The 24,489-nt window shown below is 39.7% G+C and carries 21 protein-coding genes; 9 read left to right on the top strand and 12 right to left on the bottom strand.

The window, feature by feature from the left end; all coding sequences use genetic code 11:
• Nucleotides 1–182: 182 nt before the first annotated feature.
• From FTT94_RS01830 to efp, 3 genes are all read right to left on the bottom strand, one after another.
• Nucleotides 183–485: a YbdD/YjiX family protein gene (locus FTT94_RS01830; protein WP_078190160.1), complete on the bottom strand. Its 303-nt coding sequence runs from the start codon at nt 483–485 to the stop codon at nt 183–185.
• A 13-nt stretch (nt 486–498) separates the two neighbouring features.
• Nucleotides 499–2,601: a carbon starvation CstA family protein gene (locus FTT94_RS01825; protein WP_180170127.1), complete on the bottom strand. Its 2,103-nt coding sequence runs from the start codon at nt 2,599–2,601 to the stop codon at nt 499–501.
• Between the two features lie 194 nt (nt 2,602–2,795).
• A complete protein-coding gene (gene efp, locus FTT94_RS01820; RefSeq protein ID WP_067762759.1) occupies nt 2,796–3,365 on the bottom strand; it encodes an elongation factor P in 570 nt (189 codons plus the stop codon).
• 388 nt (nt 3,366–3,753) lie between these two features.
• Between efp and epmB the strand changes: the two genes are divergently transcribed.
• Genes epmB through FTT94_RS01805 form a run of 3 tightly spaced genes read left to right on the top strand, consistent with a single transcriptional unit; the run spans nt 3,754 to nt 8,641 of the window.
• The gene (epmB, locus tag FTT94_RS01815; RefSeq protein WP_180170126.1) at nt 3,754–4,770 is read left to right on the top strand and encodes an EF-P beta-lysylation protein EpmB; all 1,017 of its coding nucleotides are present in this window, start codon (nt 3,754–3,756) and stop codon (nt 4,768–4,770) included.
• A 14-nt stretch (nt 4,771–4,784) separates the two neighbouring features.
• Nucleotides 4,785–6,530: a GTPase gene (locus FTT94_RS01810; protein ID WP_180170125.1), complete on the top strand. Its 1,746-nt coding sequence runs from the start codon at nt 4,785–4,787 to the stop codon at nt 6,528–6,530.
• Complete coding sequence (locus tag FTT94_RS01805) at nt 6,512–8,641, top strand: EAL domain-containing protein (protein ID WP_180162589.1); 2,130 nt, start codon at nt 6,512–6,514, stop codon at nt 8,639–8,641. Before FTT94_RS01810 ends, FTT94_RS01805 begins: the two co-directional genes overlap by 19 nt.
• A gap of 83 nt (nt 8,642–8,724) precedes the next feature.
• On the opposite strand, the gene rpmE is transcribed toward FTT94_RS01805, so the two are convergent.
• The 5 genes from rpmE to FTT94_RS01780 form a co-directional block, all read right to left on the bottom strand.
• On the bottom strand, nt 8,725–8,949 hold the full coding sequence (gene rpmE, locus FTT94_RS01800) for a 50S ribosomal protein L31 (RefSeq protein ID WP_078190165.1): 225 nt from the start codon (nt 8,947–8,949) through the stop codon (nt 8,725–8,727).
• Between the two features lie 217 nt (nt 8,950–9,166).
• Nucleotides 9,167–9,637 (bottom strand): hypothetical protein, encoded by a 471-nt coding sequence (locus FTT94_RS01795; RefSeq protein ID WP_180050539.1) that lies wholly within the window; start codon nt 9,635–9,637, stop codon nt 9,167–9,169.
• Between the two features lie 51 nt (nt 9,638–9,688).
• Nucleotides 9,689–10,663 carry a bile acid:sodium symporter family protein gene (locus FTT94_RS01790; protein ID WP_078190167.1) on the bottom strand — a complete coding sequence of 325 codons (975 nt, stop codon included), beginning with the start codon at nt 10,661–10,663 and terminating at the stop codon, nt 9,689–9,691.
• A 224-nt stretch (nt 10,664–10,887) separates the two neighbouring features.
• On the bottom strand, nt 10,888–11,289 hold the full coding sequence (gloA, locus tag FTT94_RS01785) for a lactoylglutathione lyase (RefSeq protein WP_078190168.1): 402 nt from the start codon (nt 11,287–11,289) through the stop codon (nt 10,888–10,890).
• 198 nt (nt 11,290–11,487) lie between these two features.
• A complete protein-coding gene (locus FTT94_RS01780) occupies nt 11,488–13,632 on the bottom strand; it encodes an MFS transporter (RefSeq protein ID WP_180170124.1) in 2,145 nt (714 codons plus the stop codon).
• A 184-nt stretch (nt 13,633–13,816) separates the two neighbouring features.
• On the opposite strand from FTT94_RS01780, the gene FTT94_RS01775 reads away from it, so the two are divergent.
• Nucleotides 13,817–16,486: an ATP-binding protein gene (locus FTT94_RS01775; RefSeq protein ID WP_180170123.1), complete on the top strand. Its 2,670-nt coding sequence runs from the start codon at nt 13,817–13,819 to the stop codon at nt 16,484–16,486.
• Nucleotides 16,487–16,668: 182 nt separating this feature from the next.
• Here the strand turns inward: FTT94_RS01775 and grxD are convergent, their stop codons facing one another.
• On the bottom strand, nt 16,669–17,010 hold the full coding sequence (gene grxD / locus FTT94_RS01770) for a Grx4 family monothiol glutaredoxin (RefSeq protein WP_067762767.1): 342 nt from the start codon (nt 17,008–17,010) through the stop codon (nt 16,669–16,671).
• Nucleotides 17,011–17,208: 198 nt separating this feature from the next.
• Between grxD and FTT94_RS01765 the strand changes: the two genes are divergently transcribed.
• Entirely contained in the window at nt 17,209–18,420 is a 1,212-nt protein-coding gene (locus FTT94_RS01765; RefSeq protein ID WP_180170122.1) for an aspartate aminotransferase family protein, read from the top strand.
• A 68-nt stretch (nt 18,421–18,488) separates the two neighbouring features.
• On the opposite strand, the gene FTT94_RS01760 is transcribed toward FTT94_RS01765, so the two are convergent.
• The 3 genes from FTT94_RS01760 to surE form a co-directional block, all read right to left on the bottom strand.
• Nucleotides 18,489–19,418, bottom strand: a complete 930-nt coding sequence (locus tag FTT94_RS01760) for a LysR family transcriptional regulator (RefSeq protein WP_180004878.1) — start codon at nt 19,416–19,418, stop codon at nt 18,489–18,491.
• Nucleotides 19,419–19,510: 92 nt separating this feature from the next.
• Nucleotides 19,511–20,341: a peptidoglycan DD-metalloendopeptidase family protein gene (locus FTT94_RS01755; RefSeq protein ID WP_180009371.1), complete on the bottom strand. Its 831-nt coding sequence runs from the start codon at nt 20,339–20,341 to the stop codon at nt 19,511–19,513.
• Between the two features lie 114 nt (nt 20,342–20,455).
• Nucleotides 20,456–21,229, bottom strand: a complete 774-nt coding sequence (surE, locus tag FTT94_RS01750) for a 5'/3'-nucleotidase SurE (RefSeq protein WP_180170121.1) — start codon at nt 21,227–21,229, stop codon at nt 20,456–20,458.
• A gap of 116 nt (nt 21,230–21,345) precedes the next feature.
• On the opposite strand from surE, the gene FTT94_RS01745 reads away from it, so the two are divergent.
• From FTT94_RS01745 to FTT94_RS01730, 4 genes are all read left to right on the top strand, one after another.
• Nucleotides 21,346–21,720: an MCR_0457 family protein gene (locus FTT94_RS01745; protein ID WP_078190174.1), complete on the top strand. Its 375-nt coding sequence runs from the start codon at nt 21,346–21,348 to the stop codon at nt 21,718–21,720.
• 228 nt (nt 21,721–21,948) lie between these two features.
• Entirely contained in the window at nt 21,949–22,335 is a 387-nt protein-coding gene (locus FTT94_RS01740; protein ID WP_180088102.1) for an MCR_0457 family protein, read from the top strand.
• A gap of 118 nt (nt 22,336–22,453) precedes the next feature.
• Nucleotides 22,454–23,602 carry a D-alanyl-D-alanine carboxypeptidase PBP5/6 gene (gene dacC / locus FTT94_RS01735; protein WP_078191838.1) on the top strand — a complete coding sequence of 383 codons (1,149 nt, stop codon included), beginning with the start codon at nt 22,454–22,456 and terminating at the stop codon, nt 23,600–23,602.
• 103 nt (nt 23,603–23,705) lie between these two features.
• On the top strand, nt 23,706–24,236 hold the full coding sequence (locus FTT94_RS01730; RefSeq protein WP_168377838.1) for a gamma carbonic anhydrase family protein: 531 nt from the start codon (nt 23,706–23,708) through the stop codon (nt 24,234–24,236).
• The last annotated feature ends 253 nt before the right edge of the window (nt 24,237–24,489 follow it).

Genomic DNA, 24,489 nt, shown 5'->3' with positions numbered 1-24,489 from the left:
TTTTATTTAAAAATACAGTGTTTATCTCCAATCTATACCCAGTTCAATACTTTAAATACATACGCTTGATATTTATTGGGTATACAAAAGCGTTGTTTTCGCTTCGACTGATCACAATTCAGCAAAAAAAAAGCGTCCCGAAGAACGCTTTTTTTATTGGATTTTTAGCACAAGTCAAAGCATTAGCAAGGACACTTCTTCATGTCACCACCAGCTGATGGATAACGTGCATCTACACAGTGACGATAAAATGTTTTTGCATCCATCGCTTCCAAATCAGGATGATGTTTTGCCATATGTTCCAAATAGTTTTGGTAATCTGGCACACCCACCATCAGGCGGAAGCTTTGCTGTAAACGTTGCCACAACGTCGCAATACGTGACCAATTTTTCGGGTTCAGAATTAGATCCTTCTGCGACATAATGGTCATTTTAATGATTTTATAAATCACCGTTTTTCCACTTTTTGCAAACTTCAGGTTCATTCATATTCCCCTATTAATGTGCTGAATTCGACGGATTAATTTCAGCTGGGTCACGGTAAATCGCTTCTGCTTCATTCACCGATGGATTTGGATTTGCCAAAGCACGACGCACCACACCAATCGCTGCAAATAACATCACAAATGCCACAATCATAAAGAATGCACAAAGACCGGCATTGATTTGATTCGACAATGCAACCGTATGCATTTCAGCCATGGTTTTCGCAGGTGCCAACAATTCATTTTTTGCAATTGCGGCATTAAAACGATCTGCTTGCGCCAAGAAACCAATCTTTGGATTTTCGTGGAAAATCTTCTGCCAACCAGCGCTCATTGAAGTAATAAACAAGAATAATGTTGGGATAATTGTCACCCAAACATACTTTTGTTTTTTCATCTTGAATAAAATCACTGTACCCAAGATCAATGCCATCGCAGCAAGAATTTGGTTACCAATACCAAATAGCGGCCATAAGCTATTAATACCGCCGAGTGGATCAACCACACCTTGGTAAACGAAGAAGCCCCAACCTGCGACAGCCACCGCCGTACCTAACAGATTTCCGAAGAAATTATGTGAGTTTTTAACCGCTGGAACCACGATACCCACTGTATCTTGCACCATGAAACGACATGCACGTGTACCTGCATCCACAGCAGTTAAAATGAAGAGTGCTTCAAATAAAATCGCAAAGTGATACCAGAACGCCATCATTGAACGGTTATTGAAAATTTCCGTAATAATGTGAGCCATACCAATCGCAAATGTTGGCGCACCCCCTGTACGAGACAGAATCGAGTTTTCACCTACTTCTTGTGCAAGTAGGGTCAATGCTTCAGGTGTTACCACGAAGCCTAATGTACGCACTGCTTCCGCAGCAGATTCTACCGTTGTACCAATCACAGCTGCTGGTGCATTAATCGCAAAATACACACCTGGCTCAAGAATCGTTGCACAGACCAAAGCCATAATCGCAACAAAAGACTCCATCAACATGCCGCCATAACCGATCATGCGAATATCTTTTTCATTATTCACAAGCTTCGGTGTCGTTCCTGAAGAAACGAGCGCATGGAAACCTGAAATTGCACCACAGGCAATGGTAATAAACAAGAATGGGAACATTGAGCCTGCAAATACAGGACCTGTACCATCAATAAAATGCGTTACCGCTGGCATTTTCATCTCAGGTAAAGCAAACATGATCCCGATTGCTAAACCTGCAATAACACCAATTTTCAAGAAGGTAGATAGGTAATCACGTGGTGCAAGCAGTAACCAAACAGGTAATACTGATGCCACGAAACCATAACCAATCAACCACCAAGTTAATTCAGTACCTGAAAGTGTAAAGAATGGCCCCCAGTACGGATGCTGTGCAATGTCGCCACCATAGATAATCCCAGCCATCATCAGTACAAAACCAATGATCGACACTTCTGCAATTTTACCCGGACGGATAAATCGCATGTAGATACCCATGAAAATCGCAATCGGTACAGTGGCAGCGATACTGAAGACACCCCACGGACTATTGGTCAACGCTTTTACAACCACCAAAGCCAGCACTGCTAGAATGATGATCATCACGCCAAGTGCACCAAGCATCACGATGATTCCGGCAAAAGAACCCAGTTCTTGTTTTGCCATTTCACCGAGTGAACGACCATCACGACGCGTTGAGATGAATAAGACTAAAAAGTCTTGAACCGCACCGGCGAGAACAACACCCACCAAGAGCCAAATTGTTCCCGGCAAATAACCCATTTGCGCAGCAAGGATTGGTCCGACTAAAGGACCTGCACCTGCAATCGCAGCAAAGTGGTGACCAAATAGAACGCTTTTATTGGTCGGCACATAATCCAAACCGTCAGCTAAGCGATGGGCAGGCGTTAAACGTCGCTCATTCAGTTCAAAGACTTTATTGGCAATAAATAAACTATAAAAACGATATGCAATGCTATACACACAGATTGCTGCAAGGATCAGCCAAACTGCATTGACATGCTCGCCTCGACTGAGTGCTAGTATGCCGAATGAAACGGCACCTAGAATGGCTACAAACAGCCAGATAATCTTTGAAGCCATTCCTGACTTCGGTTGAATGGTTTCCATCTCAATCCCTCATAAATGTTGAAATAAATCAGCTTGATTTTTCTTGTTCGAGGTACTGCTGTTTCTTCCCTTGAAACTCTACTCCTGTTATAGGTTTTTTCATCTAATACTTTGGAATAAAAATTTAAACCAATAGGTATAAAAAAAGGGATGAATCACTTCATCCCTTTCGATAATAGTCTATTTTTAAACCATTATGCACGTTCTAAATAGTCACCAGTACGAGTGTCTACACGAACGCTTTCTTCTTGCTGTACGAATAATGGAACACGTACAACTGCACCAGTTTCAAGCTTAGCCGGTTTACCGCCACCGCCTGAAGTATCACCACGTACACCTGGATCAGTTTCAACGATTTTTAATACAACGAAGTTTGGCGCGCTCACAGTTAAAGGAACACCATTCCATAACATGATTGTACAAAGTTCATTTGAGTCATCTTTCAACCATTTAGCCGCGTCGCCCATAGCAACTTTATCAGCAGCGATTTGTTCGAAAGATTCTGGGTCCATGAAGTTCCACATTTCACCGTCGTTATACAAGTAGTTCATTTCAACTTCTTGGATGTCAGCAGCTTCTAGTGAATCACCAGATTTGAAAGTTTTTTCTAAAACTTTACCAGTTTTAAGGTTACGTAATTTTACGCGGTTAAAAGCTTGGCCTTTACCTGGTTTTACGTATTCGTTTTCCATGATTGAACATGGGTTACCGTCAAGCATGACCTTAAGGCCTGACTTGAAATCATTCGTAGAATAATAGGCCATGACTGGCTCACTCCAAACTTACTAACTTTAATCTATAGATGCTATGGGCTGTAACATGTCATTTAGCAAGTACTGACTGTAACATTGGCTGCCACATGCACATTAATGTGATATTGCGTATTCTAAATGACCAATGCACCATGTCGCAACGAAAAAATCCCCATTAAAGGGGTCAAGCTGCTTAACTTACACTCAGACATTAAAGAACTTTGTTTATACAATGCCCACAAACAGGTAAAATTGCTGTTTAATGAAATTTAATAAATGTTTCGTAGGCTTCATCAGGTGTAAGCTTTTTCGGAATTATTTCAGCTTACACTTCAAAGTTCGACGCATTAATTTCAGCAATATTCCCCACTCACCTTTCTGCATTTTTTAAACAATCGGCATGATAAACTATTTATTTCAAGAGCAAAACTGGCAAACTCAATTGAGTGATTTGATTACAAATCCTCAAGAATTACTCGATGTATTAGAACTTTCGCATAATCAGTTATTATCGGGTGCTCAGTTCGCAGCAGATGAGTTTCGCCTACGCGTTCCGCGCGCTTTTGTCGAAAAAATGCAAAAAGGTAATCCGCTCGATCCGCTTTTACTCCAAGTCCTACCGCATCATTTAGAACTTGAAGAACACGCCGGTTTTGTTACCGACCCATTAGGTGAAGAACAAGCAAACCAACAGCCAGGGGTATTACATAAGTACAAGTCTCGTTTTTTACTGACCTTAACCGGCGCCTGCGCGGTCCATTGCCGTTATTGTTTCCGCCGACATTTTCCCTACCAAGAAAACCTGCCTAAAAATGACGATTGGGCAAACATTAAGCAATATATCGAACAACAACCCGATATTAATGAAGTGATTTTAAGTGGTGGAGACCCGCTCACACTATCAAATCGTAAACTTCAAGTGTGGATTGAACGTTTATCGACTTTGCCACAAATTAAATTTTTGAGAATTCATTCACGAGTTCCTATCGTAATCCCCAACCGTGTCGACGAAGAGCTGGTTTCTATTTTAAAAAACAGTAGGCTACGCATTATTCTAGTGGTACACTCAAATCATCCATCAGAGCTAGATGACTTCACGTGCAGCCAGCTTCAACAGCTTGTCAAACAAGGAATCACCGTGCTGAACCAAGCAGTCTTATTAAAAGGGGTTAATGATTCTGCAGAAGTATTAGTCGATTTAAGTTACCGCTTATTCGACGCAGGTGTAATGCCATATTATTTGCATGTTCTGGATAAAGTAAAAGGTGCTCATCATTTCGATACACCAGCTCAGGATATTGATTTAATTTATAAAAAAGTTTTAGAGAACCTACCTGGTTATTTGGTTCCTAAACTTGTACGGGAAATAGCGGGCGAAAAAAACAAGACACCGCTTTTTGGGGCTTCAACTTTTTGAGTTAAATAATAAAGATGACCACGCATACTTCAGATACGTTTTACAATCCGACTGAATTAAAGCTGGATAAATTAAGCTTTTGTCCGACCAATGCTAAAGGTCTGCAAGAGTGGTTAAACGGTATTTCAATTTTACAATTAGGTACCTCATCTAAAGCTTTATTCAATGCCTTACTTGAAATCTCCGAGCTGAAATGCCAAGAGATGTTACGTTTTGATTTGGTTCAAATTTTACATCCGACTATGGAAAGTGTGCTCACAAGCTTAGAAAAACACTTTACCAATCAAAGCCTCATTACCACGGATCGTAATGAACAAATCATTGAATTGGCGATGCTTTTACGCAGTCACTTTGCCAAAATCTATATTGATATTGCCAAACGATGTAATCAGCAGCTTAATCAACAAAAGTTTTCGATTTTTTCATTCGGCCATAAAAAAAGCTTACAAACCGCTCGAATTGCATCAATCTACTATGCGTTGCAACAACTGACACTGTTGTTGTATCAACAACATATGTTGTATGCCACACCGACTGCAGGTCAATGGATTGCGGCACATCAACTGATTGAATGTGCCATTGAACACAATTTCTATCAAAGTAATGTCAATCAGTTACTGGGTACTCAACATCAAATTGCAAATATTGCTCAAGCTTATGCACAATTAATCTTATTAGATATTTTCAATAATCATCAGATTCGCCCTGCTGAAATCCAAGGTTTGTATTTATGTAGCTTTGACTGGGCAAAATTGGTTCAAATCCTACCGAAAGAAACCACGCTTTCACGCTATGTTGTAGACACGAAAAAAGATCACCCACCGATTTATAACTCAAAACAAGATCGGTCTTATCAAGCCAATGTATACATTTCAACGCAAAACTTGCTCGATCATTTGACCGAAACGCAAACTAGAAATGCCAATTATTTATCTAAAAATGAAAAGTTATTTTTAACTCCAGCGCTATATTTCCATATTCATAATATTTTGACCAACAACACTGAACGCCGTCATGAACGTTATGAATATTCTGCGCAAATTAATATTTGCTTTAGCTTAATGGTGGCGCATTTCTATCTCTCTAAAGGTAAAAACTTCCACGAAACTTTAGATTTGGAAGGCAATTATCAATTCCACAATGAAGCCTCTTTTGTCAATTCGCATGATTCAAATATGCCAACAGGCATGACTAATGCGAAAGCGCTAGATCGTGAAGCAAAACAGATTCATACCGCTGACGTATTAGATATTAGTGTGAATGGTTATCGCATTAAATGGACTGGCCCTACCCCTGCTAATTTAAAAACCGGCGAATTTATTTTGATTCAAGAAAATGCTCAAAGCCAATGGCGTGGCGGTGTTGTTCGTTGGATCAAACAATCGACTGAAAAAAGTTTGGAATTGGGTCTCGAAGTACTGGCTCAAGATTTGTATCCATGTTCAGCCCATATCCGTACCGACCGCAATACAACAAATCATCAACCTGCTTTATTGGTACAGACCACACAACTTGATCAAGTGTCTACGACCTTAATTTTACCTGGGGCAAATCTCTTCCGAGAGAAACAAACGATCCACCTTCGCTTAGGCAAAGAAGACATCAAAGTCTATCTCACCAAAGCGCAGTTGGTGACACAAAGCTTTATTCGCTTTGAATATGAATTATTGAATGAAGAGCAAGAAAATGTCGTTAAAGACTATATTGCGAAACAGAGCAATGAGATCAAAAATAACGACTTATGGGAAGCATTAAAGTGAGAAATCCATTACTATCCAAAAAACTAAAACGTACGGAAACTCGATTACTCATTATTGATGATAATCAAATACGTTTTAACCAGATACGTGATTTATTGACAGACAGCGAACATCAAGTTCATGCCATATTACTTGATGATTTACAAAATTTCGAAAAACAGCTGAATCTCAATTGGGACTTGATCATTTTTGGACGTGCTTATGATTTAAAATATGAACAAGCTTTAAGTTTAGTTCAACTATCGAGCCAACCGAATTTACCGATTATTTTACTTAAACCCGAAGACTATCAAGCAGAACAATATGCAAGTTTAGTCAAAAAAGGGATTTATGACATTGTCGATATTGCTGAACCTGAGAGTTTCTATTTTGGTTTAATCCGTGCTTTATCCTTTAGTCGCCTACAACAATCGCAGCAACATTTAATGGAAGAGCTCGAAACAGCTCAAATCCAAACCCAGTCTTTAGTTGAAGATAGTCGTAAAGCGGTTGCCGTGATTCAAGAAGGCATTCATATTCAAGCCAATGCTGAATATCTCACTTTGTTTGGTCTAAAAAATGAAGATGATGTAATTGGTCTGCCTTTACTCGATCTATTACAACCTACTGACCTTAACGACTTTAAGCAACGCTTTAAAAAAATTAGCCAAGGGCAGCTCGATTTAGGACGTTTTGATCTCGTTTCACAAAATATCGCAGTGGCTGGGCAAAACCCACTAAAACTCGAATTTATTGCCGCAGCTGAAGAAGATGCTTTAAAGCTCGCAATTGAAATTGGCAGTCAAAGCAGCAATGCTGTAAGCAATGCTCAAGTTGAAGCTAGCCCACAAAAACCAAAAGCATTTCAACAACTCAACCGTACTATTGCTCAGCAACCTGCTAATGTAAATGCATTAGTTCTATTTACATTGGCTTCTTGCTCAGATGCGATTTTTCAAAAAGATTGGAATACTTATAAGAGCTATTTCACCAATATTAAAGACTTCTTGAAAGATCAGACTCATGCTCCATTATTTGGTTTAGATAATGGTGCAATCGTTGCCTTATTCCAAGCGGATAATCAGCTCAAACTTGAGTCTAAATTGATTGGTCTTAATACCCTGAGCAAACCTCAATTACTCAGTGTAAACAATGAAACTTATCCATTAAATTTACGCATAGGATACAGTGTTTTAGACAGCGATATTCGTGATGAAGCACATTTTGATACCTTTATTGCGAAAGCCTTTAATACTGCGCTACCAACCAACCAACAAGCACCTGAAATCGACTTAACTATTCCATTAGAAATTGACATACCAAGTTTGGATTTTGGTACACCAGAAGCGCAAATCGCACCGATTGTCGTTAGTGATGAAGCTCCTGTTATCAAGGCTCTTCGCAACTGCTTAGAACGCGGTGAAATTCATCTTAAATATCAGCAACTGTATGATAAAGAAGATTCACATCTTTATACTTATGAAGTAACCAGCGGCTTTATTTTTGAAAATAAATGGAAAGATATCGCCCAACTACGTGAATTGGCTGAAGACTCAGAGCTATCCATTAAATTGGATCGTTGGATCTTGGTTGAATCGTGTAAACAGCTACACAACTTTATTACTCAGTTCCCTGAAGCTAAATTAATCGTTAACCTCAACAAGGAAGTGCTATATAACGACCGCACCTTCCCTGAGTTTATTTCAAAACTCATTACGATTATTCGTAGTAAATTGAAGAATCCACTGATTTTACAATTTGCAGAAGAAGACATTCAGCTCAATATTGATGCCGCTCAAAAAGCATTTGTTGAACTTCGTAAAAATGGTGCCGAACTGGCTTTACGTAATTTTGGTCATTCGATGTTTAGTGAATCATTATTACGTCAAATGGATGTTCACTGCTTAACACTAGATTCAAGCTTGACCCAAATGCTTGCAAACGACAAGTCATGCCAAGAGCTGCAAGAAAAAATTACCACTTATCATGAAATCAAAACTGTTGAAATCATGCTACGTGAATTAAATGACATGACACTGTTTGCCAATGCTTGGAATGTAGAAGCTCGTTTTATTCAAGGTGATTATTTCCAGAAGAAACTCGACCATCTCATCGATGTTCAGGACCAATAAGGTTCTGAACATTGCCGATTTAAGGTTGATCTTTTTATCGGCACAAAAAAACGGGCATAAAGCCCGTTTTTTCGTTTTGGATATTAACGTTTGATAGAACGTGACATACCAGCAAAACGTTGTTTGAATTTGTCGATACGACCGCCAGTGTCAACGCTTTTCTGTTTACCAGTGTAGAATGGGTGGCAAGCAGAACATACGTCTAGGTAAATAGTTTCTTTACCAAGAGCTGAACGAGTTTCAATTACGTTACCGCATGAACATGTAGCAACTAAAGTTTCATATTTTGGGTGAATATCGGCGCGCATCGTCGATTACTCCTAAGATTTAAGAAGGTTTAGCTGTCATCGCAATTGATCACTCTTGCATCACTACAAGGAAGGCTTAAAAAAGCAGACCAACACCATAACAGACCATTCTTTTGGCCCACCGAGACGGATACCGCCAGAGCTAAGCACAACAAGTTGGGGCAAATTATAGCTGATTTTTTATTGTTAATAAATAGATATTCAAGGCTGAATCACTCTACTCTTTAGGTTGAGCTTGCTCTAAATATTTCTGATATTGTAATTCGACTGTACGCTGAAATTGGGCTTGATCAAAATGTTTTAATTTTTCAATAAATGCAGGACAAAACGTCGCTGCATTTACTGGCTGTAATGATTTGCTCATGCCCTCTAACATGCCTTGAAGCTGCTGTTTAAATTGTGCATCGACTGGCAAATCAACATCTTTTGCTTTTAATGGCTCTACACCATTAAAACGGACAGCCTGAACCGCAGCAATTAATTTTAGCTTGGCAGCTTGATAAGCCTGATCTAATTCCGTATTCATCTGTGGTTGTCGATCACGACAAAAATCCAACATGGGCTGCAGGCTGATGAGCGGCATTTTTTCAATGACATCACGGTTACTATTTACGGATAAATCCTCTTGGGCATGAACGACTGTGTTCAAACCCAAGAATAAAATGAAGAAGCCTCTTTTAATTTTCATGATTTTTTTTCATCTATATAAGGTATTTTAAAAGGACGTACTCATCTCGCCCTATTCTTGCCCACGGCTTTGTTTTGCCCAAAGGTTGGCAATCACACCACAGACCATCAACTGAATTTGGTGAAAGATCATAATCGGTAAAACTATCATCCCCATCGGCTGCCCAATAAATAAAATTTGTGCCATGGGCACGCCGCTCGCCAAGGTTTTTTTAGAACCACAAAAGAAAATCGTCTTTTGATCAGCTCGGCTAAAGCCCAACCAACGTGGCACATATAACGCCAATAACATAATAATCGTTAATAGAACTGAGCACGCCACAATCAATAGGAATAAGGTCATACCACTCACTTGATGCCATAGCCCTGCCACCACTGCACTACTGAATGCACCATAGACCACCATCAAAATTGAGCCCTGATCAAATACCTTCACGATTTTTGGCATTTTCTTCATATAAGGAAACACCCAAGGACGGAGGAGCTGCCCTAAAATGAAGGGAATGAGTAATAACAGCGTAATTTGAATAATAGATGCTGTCGGATCGTAGTTATGTTGTGACTGGCCGAGAATAAAATAGGCCACCATCACTGGGGTAATAAACATACCAATAATATTTGAAAATGATGCACTACAGACTGCACCAGCAACATTACCCTGTGCTACCGAAGTAAATGCAATGGAAGACTGTACTGTCGAAGGTAAAAAGCACATAAACAAAAAGCCCCAATACAACTCTTGCCCTAACATCGGCACGAGGATTGGTTTCGCCATTAAACCCAATAATGGAAATAATGCAAAGGTAAAAGCAAAAACTAAAGCATGTAACTTCCAATGCATTATGCCTTCAACCACAGCCTCACGAGATAACTTTGCACCATGGAGGAAAAATAAAATGGCAATTGCAGCCGTGGTAATATAGCCAAAGATTTCTGCAGCTTGACCACTAACAGGCAAAAAAGTCGCAAGTATGACCATTACAAAAAGTAGAATGGTAAAACGATCCAAAGCCAACATTTTCAGCATAACAACATCCTGTACAAATTTCCCTTTAAAGCTCATCGGCAAAAAAAATGCCCAATAAGCTAAATTTACCATTGAGTAAATTTCATCTTACTGGGCCATATAAATAAAGCCAGCTTTTCTCCGATATATTCATTATTTTAAACGTTGATAGTGAGCTCAACGCAAAAAAAATTATAAATAAGAATATTCAGCATTACATATGACTTTAAATGAATAATTGCAGATTAATTATTTCGTGCATTTGAGTCTTGTTGGATCAACTCAATTTTATAGCCATCTGGATCTTCAACAAAGGCAATGACGGTCACACCACCTTTCATTGGTCCTGCTTCACGTACCACGTTTCCGCCACGTGCTTTAATTTCTTCACAAGCCTTGTAGGCATCATCTACTGCAATAGCAATATGGCCATACGCATTTCCCAACTCATAACTATCTGTATCCCAGTTATGCGTTAACTCGAGTACAGTATGATTTTCTTCATCACCATAGCCCACAAATGCCAAAGTAAAACGACCTTCTTCATAATCACGCTTACGAAGCAAAGTCATACCGAGTACTTCAGTATAGAACGCCAATGAACGCTCTAAATTGCCTACACGTAACATGGTATGCAGCATGCGCATAATCGAGTTTCCTAAATCTATCATTATGTTTGAATACTATAGGGATTTAACATACAAAGTTCAATTTAAGTCTAGAACGCATATACCCACTTATTTCAAATATCCTCGCCTTAAATCATAAATTTGCTTAGGCTATTTAACAGCTTAGAATAAAAAAGCCCACTCAAACTGAATAGGCTTTTTTTAATTCAAATTGAATTATGAATTAAATTTTTGTTCATGTTCTCTCAATAGTTTGGCGACCCAAACCACTAAAATTAAAATAGGAATACCAATTAGAGTTGTCATCAAGAAAAAGTTCGGATAGCCGATATTGGTCACAATCGTACCTGAGTAACCGCCTAAAATTTTAGGGGTTAAAGTCATTAATGAACTAAAGATGGCATATTGAACGGCTGTGAAAGAAACACTGGTTAAACTCGATAAAAATGCGATAAACGCCGCGCCTGCAAGACCAGAAGCCAAGTTATCAACAATAATCGCGAAATATAACCAAAGCGAACTATAAGGCTTAATAACCTTTCCTTTGATGTCCACATTCTGTTCAGCACTTGCCAAATTAATCGGTTGAATATCAACACCAAGCACACCTGACATATTGGCTGATGTATTCACTTGATATGTTAAATCGACACTCTTTTTCACTACATCATTTTCTAGTAGTTGAGCCGTTAATGTTTTTTGCTTTGCTGTTTCGAACGCTTGACCTGGAATTGCAGCACTAAAAACACCAGTTTTATCAAGCTTCGCATCGAACGGTTTAGCATCCAAAATAATTTGAATTTTTTGATTCTCTTTTAACTCGCCTGCCAAGTATTGTCCACGGACCACGATACTATTTGCAGTCTCTTGAGCTGAAATCGTGTTATCTGAAGTCACTGGCAGCAACATCATTGCTGAGTTTGAAAAAGAATTATTCAGATACGGCAAACTCACCTGTACTGGATGTTGATTCTTCGACTGATAATCCGCACTGACCTGAATATTTTGATCAGCTGCCAAGACTGCTTTTGGAATTTGAACTGCCCAAGCTCCCGTGTCATCCGGCGTCGCTGTATATTGCTGCCCTGCTACATTAACAATAACATCACTCAATGGCTGACCTGATTTGACCAAACCGATAAAAATCAAGTTTGTTGAACTTGCTAAAATCGCACCAACAAACATCAATTTCATAATGTTCATGCGCTGCGCTAGCAAACCGCCAAGGAAGCCGCCAACCAAGCTAAAAATCACACCATAGACTTTTACAGCTTCGGCAATCTGCTCTTTGGTGAAGTTTAAATCTTGATAAAACACATTAGAAATGACGCCGGCGATAATATCGGAAATACGGTAAAAACCAATAAGTAACAACAACACTAAAGCCAGTTTTAGACCATAACGCTTAAAGAAATCTGCAACTGGATTAACCCAAGTTTCAAATGCCATCTGCTTATTTACAGCACCCGATTTCACTAAAACAGAACCGACACCAAAAGCAACCACAGCTGAACCAATAAAGCGTACAGCCTCTAAACAGAACAAGGCGAATGAGTCTGAAATTTGCCACTGCTCTTTCAAGCTTTCAACCGCTACACCTGAATAGATATAACTCAAGACAAAGGCAACCACCGCAGCAAAGAATACAGCGACTAAACGATAATAGTCGGTCCGTTTATAATGCTTTTGTACACGGTCAACTTGCGGCTCACGTATCGATAAAGTTGTGATAATACCGATAGCCATCACAGCAGCCATTGCAAGGTAAGTATATTTCCAAGCTTCATAAATATAGTTACCTTTGGCCGTGCCTAAATATGCAGCCAAAAATAACGCCCCTGCACCTGCCACGATCATGCCGATACGATAACCTGCATTATAGGTCGAAGCTAAAACGGTCTGCATTTCAGTTTCAGCCAACTCGATACGATAAGCATCAATCACAATGTCTTGCGTTGCGGCAGAAAAACCTAGTAATACGGCTCCAGCAGCCATTTGGTAAATATAGCTTTGTCCTAAAGCTGGGTCTGAAAATGCCATGATACAAATTGCACAGATAATGAGAACTTGAGCGATCAACAACCATGCACGGCGCCGTCCGAGTTGTTTGGTTAAAAATGGCACAGGTAACTCATCAATTAATGGCGCCCAAACAAACTTAAACGAATAGCCAAGCGCTGCCCAACTAAAAAAAGTCACTGCACTTTTATCAATTCCTGCTTCACCTAACCAAAGCGATAAACTGGAAAAGATCAGTAAAATTGGGATACCGGCCGAAAAGCCAAGAAAAAGCATAATCAGCGCACGTCGGTCTAAAAATGCAGTAAAAGCAGATTTCCATCCTGAAGCTTGTGTTGTCATGACTCAGTTATTTTTGTCAAAATCGAATGTTGCTATTCAAGCGCTTAATGACAACGGTTTCAACAACATTTATGAAATCATTGTTTTATTTTATCGATATTTCGCATGCTGTTGCTTGATCTTTGGCATTAAACCTGTATACCTTAATTACATATCTCTATTCTTTAGTTTTTTGGATTCAACAGTGACCCAGCGACTTGAACAAATTCACTCTTCTTTATCAACCACCATTAATGAAACCAACACAAAAAACTTAGCAGAAACAGTAACGACACTAAAGAGTGCTTTTGATCAACCCGAAATACAGAATACTTTAACTAAAACCCAGTTGCAGCCGCTTCAGCTGACGCATACGCCTGAGCTTAAAAAAATACCGACGTCTACCAAGCGGATCAAACCACTCAATGACTTTTTAGGACAAGATCGTGCCCGTGCTTCGGTTGAAGCTGGCATTGCATTGCCCTATTCAGGCTATAACATTTTTGCTGTAGGTACCGCAGGCTTAGGTAAGCGCACCATGATTAAGCGCTTATTACAACAACACGCTAAAAATATGCCAACGCCTTCAGACTGGGTGTATGTCAATAATTTCAAGTTTCCGCGTGAACCGATTGCGCTGAAACTTCCTTCTGGTCAAGCGACAAAATTCCAAACGTTATTACATCAAAGTTGGCAAACTATATTAAAACAGCTTGAACGTCGCTTCACCGCAGAAACCTATCACAATCGCATTGAAATGATTCGCCAACATGCTGGTGATGAACAACATCTTGCTTTAGTTGAATTAACCCGAGAAGGTGAAGAGCTCGATCTTAAACTGATTTCTCAGGATGATGATCATTGTTTCGTTCCCGTGCATTTGGTCGATAACAAATACCAAGAAATGTCCAAAGAAGACATCAATGCTTTAAGCAGCAAACAACGTGCTGAAATTGCGTCAAACGTCCGTTATATGGATAAAAAACTTGAACGTCTTGGTCTACATCTTGGTGATCTTGAAGATGACGCACGCGATAAAGTTCAGGTTTTAAACCGTGAAATTGCTAAACAAGTCGTCATGCCGCGTATTGATGTAATTCAAAATAAATTCAGCATGGTTGAAGGCTTGGAAGATTATCTGAAGCAATATGCAGATGACATCATTCAAAATGTTGAGTTTGTGCTTGAGCAAGAAGAAGATGACTTTACACCTGGCCTATTTAACCGCGTGCCATCTCGCTACCAAGCTAACATTATCGCCTCACACAAACCAAATGCTGGTGCGCCAGTTATTTTTGAAGATTTCCCAACCCATTACAATTTGCTAGGTCATGTCGAACAACTGACCCAAAATGGCACCATCACCACAGACTTTACGTTAATCCGTCCTGGTGCATTGCATAAGGCCAATGGTGGATTCCTCATCTTGGAAGCTGAACAACTTTTAGAGCAGCCTTATGCATGGCAAGGTCTAAAACGTGCATTAAAGTCAGGACATTTAAAGCTGTCTTCACTTGAACATATGCTTACATTGACAGGCAGTATTTCGATTGAGCCTGAAGCTATTGATTTAAATATCAAAGTGATCCTGCTTGCTGAACCTGATATTTATTACGATATTTTAGAACTCGAACCAGAACTGGGCAGTGTCTTTAAAATTCGTGCCGATTTTACCGATACATTACAACGTAATGACATTAATGAGCAGGCATATATGCAGCTGATTGCTGACTATGTGCAAACTGACAAACTTCTGCCGTTTGACCGTACGGCACTTGCTGCACTGTTAACTGATTCAAGTCGTCAAGCTGAAGATCAAAGCTCTTTGTCATTACATGCCCTCACCTTAGGTGATTTGATTCGTGAAGCACATCATCATGCAGCACTTGCTGGCGATAAAATGGTGACAGAAACACATATCAACACCGCTCTTGATCATCGTAAATACCGTCTAGGCTACTTACGTGAATTGTATTGGCAAGATCTCAGTCGCGGTACACAGTTAATCGAAACCAAAGGTCATCGATTCGGGCAGATCAACGCCCTCTCTGTGATTCAATATGCAGATGTTGAATTTGGTTTACCGTCACGCTTAACGGCTTCGGTTTATCAAGGCGGCGGCGATATTTTAGATATCGAGCGTAGTGTAGAACTTGGTGGTTCTTTACATGCCAAAGGCGTCCTATTGATGTCGAGTTTCTTAAAGGCACACTTTGGTCGTGAACAAATTTTACATTTCTCTGCTGCCCTTGCCTTTGAGCAAAGCTATGGCCAAGTAGATGGCGACAGCGCAACTGTTGCAGAGCTTTCAGCTCTTATTTCCGCTATTAGCCAATTACCGATCGATCAATCTTGGGCAATCACTGGCTCAATGAACCAATTGGGTCAAGTTCAACCGATTGGTGGTGTAAATGCCAAGATTGAAGGCTTCTATGATGCATGTAAATTACAAGGGCTAACAGGCAAGCAAGGTGTGATTATTCCACGCCAAAATATGCAGCACTTAATGTTACGCAAAGATGTGATTGAAGCTGTGCAACAAGGTCAATTCCATATTCACGCCATAGATACCATTGATCAAGCATTAGAAATTTTGATGGCGCGTCCAGTAGGCACTCTTGATAAAAAAGGTCGTTATAGCAAAGGCTCAATCTACGCTGCTGTCATGGAGCAACTTGAGTACTGGCAAGCGATTGAAGACGGTGCTGAGTTTGAGGAAGAAGAGCCAAAGAAAAAGAAAAAAAAGAAGAAGTCAAAAAAGAATAAAGATAAAAAGGCAAAGAAGTCTGAAGCTCAAGACAGTACTGCTAAAAATGGGATTGCTGAAAACGAGCAACGTGTTGAAGAAAGTCCGACTGAAGACAATCCGTCATAAATCTTCGATGAGTTTATTCATTTGTTGATTTTTCCACCACCCTTTGTGCTTTAAATGCGTATGGGGATGGTGGAAAAACGCATAAACCACGACTTTTTTGATAAATAAGTCATAAAAAAAGCGCCTTAAAGGCGCTATTTTTATCTGTATCCAATGATCAAAATCATCAAATACACATCCAATTAAGCTTCAGGAGCTGGGCTATATTGTTCAACTAAAGGTTGTAATTCACCTTTTTGGAACATATCAAGCATAATGTCGCTACCACCGATCAACTCACCATTGATCCATAATTGTGGGAAAGTCGGCCAGTTTGCAATTTGTGGAAGAGTTGCGCGAATATCTTGATTTTCAAGAATATTTACATAAGCAAACGGACGACCAATTTGACTGAGCGCTTCTACTGCACGCGCAGAGAAACCACACTGTGGAAACTGTGGAGTGCCTTTCATGTAAAGTAGAACTGCGTGTTTAGCAATTTGGTCACGAATTAACGCTTCTGTATCGCGTGCTTGTTCAGTCATTGATATATCCTCAATAAATCTGCTTCGCATTATACCCAAAACTGAGTAAAACAATATGACTAAAGCAATATTTCACGTTTTATTTACATTTCAGCTTTTCAAGTGAGTCATATTTTGCTTATATAGACCTCTTGATGCTCATATATATATGGCGTCTCCTCTATATTATTTCAATCACCTGACAAATTAGAGTTAGTCATGAATAACATTACCCTTGCCCCAGTACAAACTGATCAACCATCGCACTTGATGCCAGTATTTGGCCGCCAACCGATCAGCTTTGTCCGAGGTCAAGGTGCTCACCTGTATACCGCAGATGGCACAGAATACTTAGACGCACTGACAGGGATCGCTGTTTGTGGTTTAGGTCACTCACATCCTGCAATTACAGCTGCAATTGCTGAACAGGCAGCGACCCTCATTCATACCAGTAACTTATTTGAAGTGCCTTGGCAAACGGCTGCTGCGCAAAAATTAGCTGAAGTTGCGGGTATGGAAGAAGTTTTCTTCTCAAATAGTGGTGCAGAATCAAATGAAGGTGCAATCAAAATTGCACGTAAATTTGGTCATATGCAAGGTGTCGCAACACCAAAAATTATCGTTGCTGATCATTCTTTCCATGGTCGTACCATGGCAACCTTATCTGCAACAGGTAACAAAAAAGTTCAAGAAGGCTTTGGCCCATTGGTTGAAGGTTTTATCCGTGTACCTTTCGGTGATATCGAAGCGATTGAGGAAGCGGCGATTCACCACCCTGACATCGTAGCGATTTTGGTTGAGCCGATCCAAGGTGAAGGTGGTGTAAATACTGCACCTCAGGGTTTTAGCTACCTAGAAGAAATTCGTCGTATCTGTAACCAGCACAACTGGTTAATGATGCTTGATGAAGTGCAAACAGGTAATGGTCGTACAGGTAAATACTTTGCGTATCAACACACTAATATTGTTCCTGATGTGCTAACTACAGCTAAAGGTCTGGGTAATGGCTTCCCTATCGGCGCAGTCATGACTCAAGGTCGTGGTGTTGGCGTTTTAACAGCGGGTAACCACGGTTCAACTTATAGCGGTACAGCATTAGGTTCACGTGTGGTTTATACCGTGATTGATACCATTCAAAAAGAAAACCTTGTTGAAAATGCTGCAAATATGGGGGCGTATCTTGTTGAGCAATTCACAGAGCAACTTTCAGAGCAAAACGTGACTGTTCGTGGTTTTGGTTTGATGGTCGGCATTGAATTACCAAAAGCATGTGGCGAACTTGTGAATATTGCACGTGATGAGCATCACTTGATTATTAACGTAACAGCAGGCTCTGTGATTCGTTTATTACCTACGCTGAACATCAATAAAAAACAAGCGGATATCTTGATTGAACGCATTGTTAAAATGGTGAAAAACTTTCTAGCGTAATTTGTGCCGAAAGTAAAAAAAGCCGCTGATTGCGGCTTTTTTTATATCTTTTTAAACCTTTTTTGTTTTTATGAGGCTTCTTGGTATACACGTCCGCCTGGTAATTGACTGAAATACAATTTTAATGCATCTAGGCAACGATGAATTTTAGTAGGCTGTTGATCACGTTTAGACATCACCGCATATAGAGTAAATGATGGTAAACGCCATTCTGGTAAAACTTCAACAAGAGAACCGTTTAATAAGTCTTTTTGCGTATCTAGATATAATATTCTTGCAATGCCATGTCCTTGTTGACACATTGCTTTTGCAGCAAATACATTATTTGTTGTAAATCGGGAGTGCACATCCAATGCAACCTGCTCTTTAGTCACTGCATTTTCAAATGCAAAATGCTGAAAGTTTTTAACCAAATTTATTTGAACCATATCATGATTTTGTAAATCTTCTGGTCGTGTAATTAAACTGGTTTGGTTGATATAGCTTGGTGCTGCAACGAGAACTTGTTCAACATGTGCCAATGGCACCACATGAAACTGTTGATCATCAATTTTTGAACTCATGCGTAGCGCAATATCAATGCGGCCATCAATTAAGTCGATATATTGATTATCTGCTTCTAGATGAACGGATAAACCGCGATGTGCCGACATCCAATGTGACAATGCAGGAATCACATGATTCGCACAAATTTCTGGTGTCGATGCAATACGTAATTCACCGACTAAGTCGTCACGAAGTTCATTGATACGAATTTTGCCGCGCTCTGCGGCAGATAGCATCTCTTGGCAACTATGAAAAAAAGCTTGTCCAGCTTCTGTCAAACTTAACTTACGTGTTGAACGATGTAAAAGAATGACTTCCATATCCTGCTCTAGTGAGCGGATTTGCTGACTCACGGCACTCGTGGTAATACCTAACTCACGAGCAGCACCGCTAAACGAATTTTTTTCCACAACGCAAGCAAAGACACCCATTGCTCGAAGTTGATCTAACATAAATTTCCCTCATAAACTTATGAGAAGCTTCATCTTTCGATAAAAGCAACTCATTGTATTATACGGGGATATTTTGCTTTTGCATTATATATTTAATTATTTGGTAAAACTGAAGTTGGATTGATTGGTTTACCATCTAAACGCACCTGAAACTCAAGCATCGTACGGTTTGTACCCGATGAACCCATCTCACCAATTTGCTGCCCTGCTTTCACAGTATCGCCACTTTTGACATTCATTTTACTGTTATGTGCATATGCAGTGATATAGCCATTAATGTGCTTCACCAAAATTAAATTGCCGTACTCTTTAAGACCATCGGCGGCATAGACCACTTGACCATCAGCTGCTGCAAAAATAGGATCACCTGTATTACCTGCGTAACGTGTTCCTTTCACATTCGATGCTAAGTTATAGCCTTGTAATACCGTAGGACGTGATACTGGACTCACCCAACGTAAACTTGAAGAACTGACCACTGGCGTTGGAACTGTAGTTCGCGTCACTGTCGATGGAGTGGTTGAAGCTTGAGTCACGGGCGCTGTTTGCGTTGGCATTGCAATCGTTTGGCGTTGAATTGGTGCCGCTTGAGTCATGGCTTGCGTAGACGTTGTACGACGTGAGCCGCCATTTTTAAGGCGAATGGATTGTCCAACATAGATGCGATAAGGCTGCGCAATATCGTTCATTTCTGCAATGCTGACATAGCTCAAACCATAGCGAGCGGCAATGCCACTTAAAGTATCTCCCGAACGAACTGTATAATAATCCGGAGCAGTCGCATAACGGGTCGCATTATTAATTTGTGGTTTTGACGCACAGCCAGTCATGACCAAAGTCGTAACAACCGCAGCAGATAAAACAAGGGTCTTAAATAATGCTGCAGGAGCGGCAATAACGCGATATTGTGACACCAGGGACATCATCTTCCTCACTAATAATTCAAATATAGTCATTATGAATGGGCTAAGATTAGCAAAAATCCACTCTAAAAAAGTTGCGGCATAACCATTTTCACAAAGTTATAACATTAATACTTAAGATTTAGATAACTCTGCGTGTAAGTTATTCAAAATCTCATAGTTTGTAGCATCCATTTGTATAGGCGTTACACTGACATAACCATTTGCAACTGCAAAGAAGTCTGATTCGATATGCGTTAAGCCTTTCTTAGGCTCTGCCACTGCCTCGCCTGCCAATCCAATCCAATAGACTTGACGACCACGCGGGTCTACATGACTGGTAATCGGTTTGGACTGTAAACGTCTTCCTTGATAGGTCACTTTGGTGCCTTGAAGTTCAGCAACATCTGGAATATTAATATTAAAAATATGTCGTGCAGGTAGCGCGGGTAGTCCATTGGCAATAAAATCATGCACCCATTGCGCGGCGACTGCATAATCTTCTGGGTTATTATAACTACGCACATTTGGCCCAGCCAAAGAGACGGCTAGCGCAGGTTGTTTCATTAAACGGCCTTCAAATGCCGCACCCACTGTCCCTGAATACAGCACATCATCACCCAGATTTGCGCCACTATTGATTCCACTCACCACCAGATCAAATTCGAAGTCGAACAAGCCATTCATTGATAAATACACACAGTCCGCAGGTGTACCATTTACCGCCCACATATTCGGTGCAATTTCGACAGGTCGTAATGGTCGATCTAAAGTTAAAGCACTTGAAAAACCGCTGCGTTCGCTTTCAGGCGCCACGATCACCACACGACCGAGAGGACGCAATGCATGTGCTAAAGCTTGGATACCGGGAGCAAAAACGCCATCATCATTGGCAATTAAAATATTCACAACTAAATTTCCATTACTAAAAAATTAAAAATGACTCGCAAGAACATTTTATTGAAATATATGAATAATTATATATATTTACATTTCAACATCCAGCATAAATGTGTGTGTACAAAATGAATAAAACCGTAGCACTTCGTGGTTTATTGGGCTTTGCTCTAGCAGCTTGCATGACTCAAACTGTGGTCGCAGACAATGACTTCACTCAAGAAGAAGCCAATACCATCGTAAAAGAAGACATTGCATCTGCACAAGTCATGTTAGAAGTATGCCCTGCGATTATTGGTCAAAATGCAAAATTTGATGCCAACATTCAAGCACTCACTAAAACATATCTTGCTGATTATTCTGATAAATCAATGACATTAGAAAAACTACAGTCTGACAGCGAATATAAATCAGTTCTTGAAGAAGCGCGTCAAGCTGCTAAAGAAACTGATAAAGCTGAGCAAAAATCAGTTTGTGATGACGTTTTAAGTTATGAAGGTTAATTGATCATTCAGCTTTGGACGTCCTCTAAATAGGTTAGTCCTTATTGCATCAAACCTGCCAAAAAAAGGATGAAGCCTTATAGCCTCATCCTTTTTTCTTTCACAATGTATTGATTTTTAAACAGCTTCAATACAATTTTCTACTGATCTCTACCAGAAATACGATTAAGCTAAGCAAATAAATTTTAGCTATTTGATATCTTTTAGGTTATTTAACAGGTTATTTAAATGAAAAACTCCTTTGTAAAATCTCTTTGTGCCCTTAGTCTTTCTGCTTTTGCTTTCACTACCTTGTCTGCACATGCCGCAGATGAAAAAATTGAAGTTACCCCTACACCTCAAGTGACTACTCAAGAACTTGCAGCTATCTATGTACTATCTGAAGTCTGCCCAAAACTGGTGAATGACAAAGATCAACCAAAGTTTGAAGCGGGTTATGCAAAATTAGCTAAAGAATATATGCCGAATGAAAAGAACCCAGTAAATGCTTTACAGCAACTCAGCAAACAAAAAAGTTTTAAAGATGCTTTAAAAGAAGCGCAGTCTGATGCGAAGAAAGCTGGCGATAAGAAAAATGGTGCGATTTGCAAAGAATTGACTGCTTACAGCAAATAATACCAATTGGTTACAATACTTTTAAAATAAGCGCTTGCACCCCATAGCAGTCCGCCTAGCTTTGTCCTAAAATGCTAGGCTCTTTGTGCTTATACCTAAGTTATTGGAACCACCCAGAATGACCCGAAAAACCGCCCTTGCCGCATTACTACTTGCACCTAGTTTTTCATTCGCGGCAACTGTCCTTTCTGCACCACCTGAATTAAATAATAAATCTTATGTGCTGATGGACTATGAGACAGGGCAAATCCTTGCTTCTAAAAATGAAAACGAAAAATTAGCTCCTGCTTCAATGACAAAAATGATGACCAGTTACATCATTGAGCAAAAGTTATTAAGCGGTGAACTAACTGAAAATGAAAAAGTACGTATGAATGAGTCGGCTTGGTGTCGCGGCAGCAGCACTGAGTCATGTATGTACGTTCCGCTCAACGGTACTGCAACTGCATTAGAAATGTTACGTGGCATTATCATTCAGTCGGGTAATGACGCTTCTAAAGCTATGGCAGAACATATTGCTGGCAATGAAGGCACCTTTGCCCACATGATGAACCAAGAAGCGAAACGTATTGGCATGGTGAATACTCAATTCATCAATGCGACAGGTATGCCAGCTGAAGGTCATTTCTCGACTGCCAAAGATATGGCGACTCTTGCGCAACATATCATTCATGACAGTTCAAAATACTATCCGATCTACTCTGAAAAAGAATTTACGTTCAATGGCATTAAGCAAGGCAACCGTAATGCCCTGCTTTATACTGACCCAAGTGTAGATGGTTTAAAAACTGGTCATACTGAAGAAGCTGGCTACTGCTTAACGACTTCAGCTAAACGTGGTCCTTTACGTTTAATTTCAGTGATCTTTGGTGCGCCAAGCATGAACGAACGTGCATCTCAAACACGTGAAATTTTAGCTTGGGGTTATGCAAACTTTGAAACTGTAAAAGTTCAACCTGCTAAACAAGTGCTTGCAAAAGCAAAAGTTTGGTACGGTAAAGACAATGAAGTTCAAGTAGGTCTAGCTGAAAACTTTAACGTGACGATGCCTAAAGGCGAAGCGAACGCCATTAAAACTCAATTGGTTGTTCAACCTAAATTGACTGCTCCTTTAAAACAAGGTCAAGTGGTTGGTAAATACGTTGCAACGCTTAATGGCAAAGTCATTGCTGAAAAACCACTTGTCGCTCTACAAAATGTCGAAGAAGCTGGTTTCTTTGCAAAAATGATTGATCACATCAAACAATTCTTTAGTAACTTATTCTAAATTTGATGAAAACTCGATATTAAGACTAAAGTGAAAGCATCTAGATTTCGGTCTAGGTGCTTTTTTATTTTATACTGCCTAAAAACCTGTAGATGACTTTCCTATGAGCCAAAACATTCGCCCTTATTTAGACACTGTTCCACGTATTGCTGACTCTTGCTATATCGATGAAATGTCAGTCTTGATTGGCGATGTTGTATTGGCTGAAAATGTTTCGGTTTGGCCATTTGCTGTGATTCGTGGTGATGTAAACCATATTCGTATTGGTAAAAACTCTAATGTGCAAGATCACTCAATGTTGCATGTGAGTCATAAAAAAGCCGATAAACCTGAGGGTTCTCCACTGATTATTGGTGAAGATGTGACAATTGGTCATCATGTGAAATTACACGGTTGTACCATTGGTAATCGTGTTTTAGTCGGTATAGGTACGATTATTTTAGATGATGTAATTGTTGAAGATGATGTGATGATTGGTGCTGGTTCACTTGTTCCACCAAATAAGGTTTTGGAAAGTGGTTATTTATATGTGGGCAGTCCAGTCAAAAAAGTCCGCCCCCTAACCGATAAAGAAAAAGCATTTTTACCGTATTCAGCGCAGAATTATGTGAAGGTGTCGGGGAATTATAAATAAAATAGATTTTATTTAGGTTAATTTTTATTAAAGCATTATTTCAATGCTAAAAATTTATTTATTGTTTTGCACCTAAAATGCATATATTAGAATAGATCTCTTTCATAAATCAAAAAACGATCTTCTTTTTGGTTAATATTTGCACTCCGGATTTCTTAGCATTCGTGCATAATCTGCGGATGAAATACATCGATTCAAACAAGCTTTCTGATCCTCAGTTCAAGCGATACACAGGCATCTCATGGTCAACTTT

It is taken from the genome of Acinetobacter sp. YH12027 (genome assembly GCF_013420085.1).
GTDB classification, from domain to species: domain Bacteria; phylum Pseudomonadota; class Gammaproteobacteria; order Pseudomonadales; family Moraxellaceae; genus Acinetobacter; species Acinetobacter amyesii.
This window is presented reverse-complemented; position numbering and strand designations above follow the sequence as displayed.

What these genes read in the sequence shown, in the direction of transcription:
- efp (WP_067762759.1), bottom strand. Translation starts at nt 3,365, where the DNA reads ATGGCCTATTATTCTACGAATGATTTCAAGTCAGGCCTTAAGGTCATG.
- FTT94_RS01745 (WP_078190174.1), top strand. Translation starts at nt 21,346, where the DNA reads ATGAATAAAACCGTAGCACTTCGTGGTTTATTGGGCTTTGCTCTAGCA.
- FTT94_RS01780 (WP_180170124.1), bottom strand. Translation starts at nt 13,632, where the DNA reads ATGACAACACAAGCTTCAGGATGGAAATCTGCTTTTACTGCATTTTTA.
- FTT94_RS01825 (WP_180170127.1), bottom strand. Translation starts at nt 2,601, where the DNA reads ATGGAAACCATTCAACCGAAGTCAGGAATGGCTTCAAAGATTATCTGG.
- FTT94_RS01830 (WP_078190160.1), bottom strand. Translation starts at nt 485, where the DNA reads ATGAACCTGAAGTTTGCAAAAAGTGGAAAAACGGTGATTTATAAAATC.
- FTT94_RS01755 (WP_180009371.1), bottom strand. Translation starts at nt 20,341, where the DNA reads ATGTCCCTGGTGTCACAATATCGCGTTATTGCCGCTCCTGCAGCATTA.
- FTT94_RS01760 (WP_180004878.1), bottom strand. Translation starts at nt 19,418, where the DNA reads ATGTTAGATCAACTTCGAGCAATGGGTGTCTTTGCTTGCGTTGTGGAA.
- FTT94_RS01740 (WP_180088102.1), top strand. Translation starts at nt 21,949, where the DNA reads ATGAAAAACTCCTTTGTAAAATCTCTTTGTGCCCTTAGTCTTTCTGCT.
- FTT94_RS01730 (WP_168377838.1), top strand. Translation starts at nt 23,706, where the DNA reads ATGAGCCAAAACATTCGCCCTTATTTAGACACTGTTCCACGTATTGCT.
- FTT94_RS01790 (WP_078190167.1), bottom strand. Translation starts at nt 10,663, where the DNA reads ATGCTGAAAATGTTGGCTTTGGATCGTTTTACCATTCTACTTTTTGTA.
- dacC (WP_078191838.1), top strand. Translation starts at nt 22,454, where the DNA reads ATGACCCGAAAAACCGCCCTTGCCGCATTACTACTTGCACCTAGTTTT.
- rpmE (WP_078190165.1), bottom strand. Translation starts at nt 8,949, where the DNA reads ATGCGCGCCGATATTCACCCAAAATATGAAACTTTAGTTGCTACATGT.
- grxD (WP_067762767.1), bottom strand. Translation starts at nt 17,010, where the DNA reads ATGACTGAACAAGCACGCGATACAGAAGCGTTAATTCGTGACCAAATT.
- FTT94_RS01805 (WP_180162589.1), top strand. Translation starts at nt 6,512, where the DNA reads ATGGGAAGCATTAAAGTGAGAAATCCATTACTATCCAAAAAACTAAAA.
- epmB (WP_180170126.1), top strand. Translation starts at nt 3,754, where the DNA reads ATGATAAACTATTTATTTCAAGAGCAAAACTGGCAAACTCAATTGAGT.
- FTT94_RS01795 (WP_180050539.1), bottom strand. Translation starts at nt 9,637, where the DNA reads ATGAAAATTAAAAGAGGCTTCTTCATTTTATTCTTGGGTTTGAACACA.
- FTT94_RS01810 (WP_180170125.1), top strand. Translation starts at nt 4,785, where the DNA reads ATGACCACGCATACTTCAGATACGTTTTACAATCCGACTGAATTAAAG.
- FTT94_RS01765 (WP_180170122.1), top strand. Translation starts at nt 17,209, where the DNA reads ATGAATAACATTACCCTTGCCCCAGTACAAACTGATCAACCATCGCAC.
- gloA (WP_078190168.1), bottom strand. Translation starts at nt 11,289, where the DNA reads ATGCGCATGCTGCATACCATGTTACGTGTAGGCAATTTAGAGCGTTCA.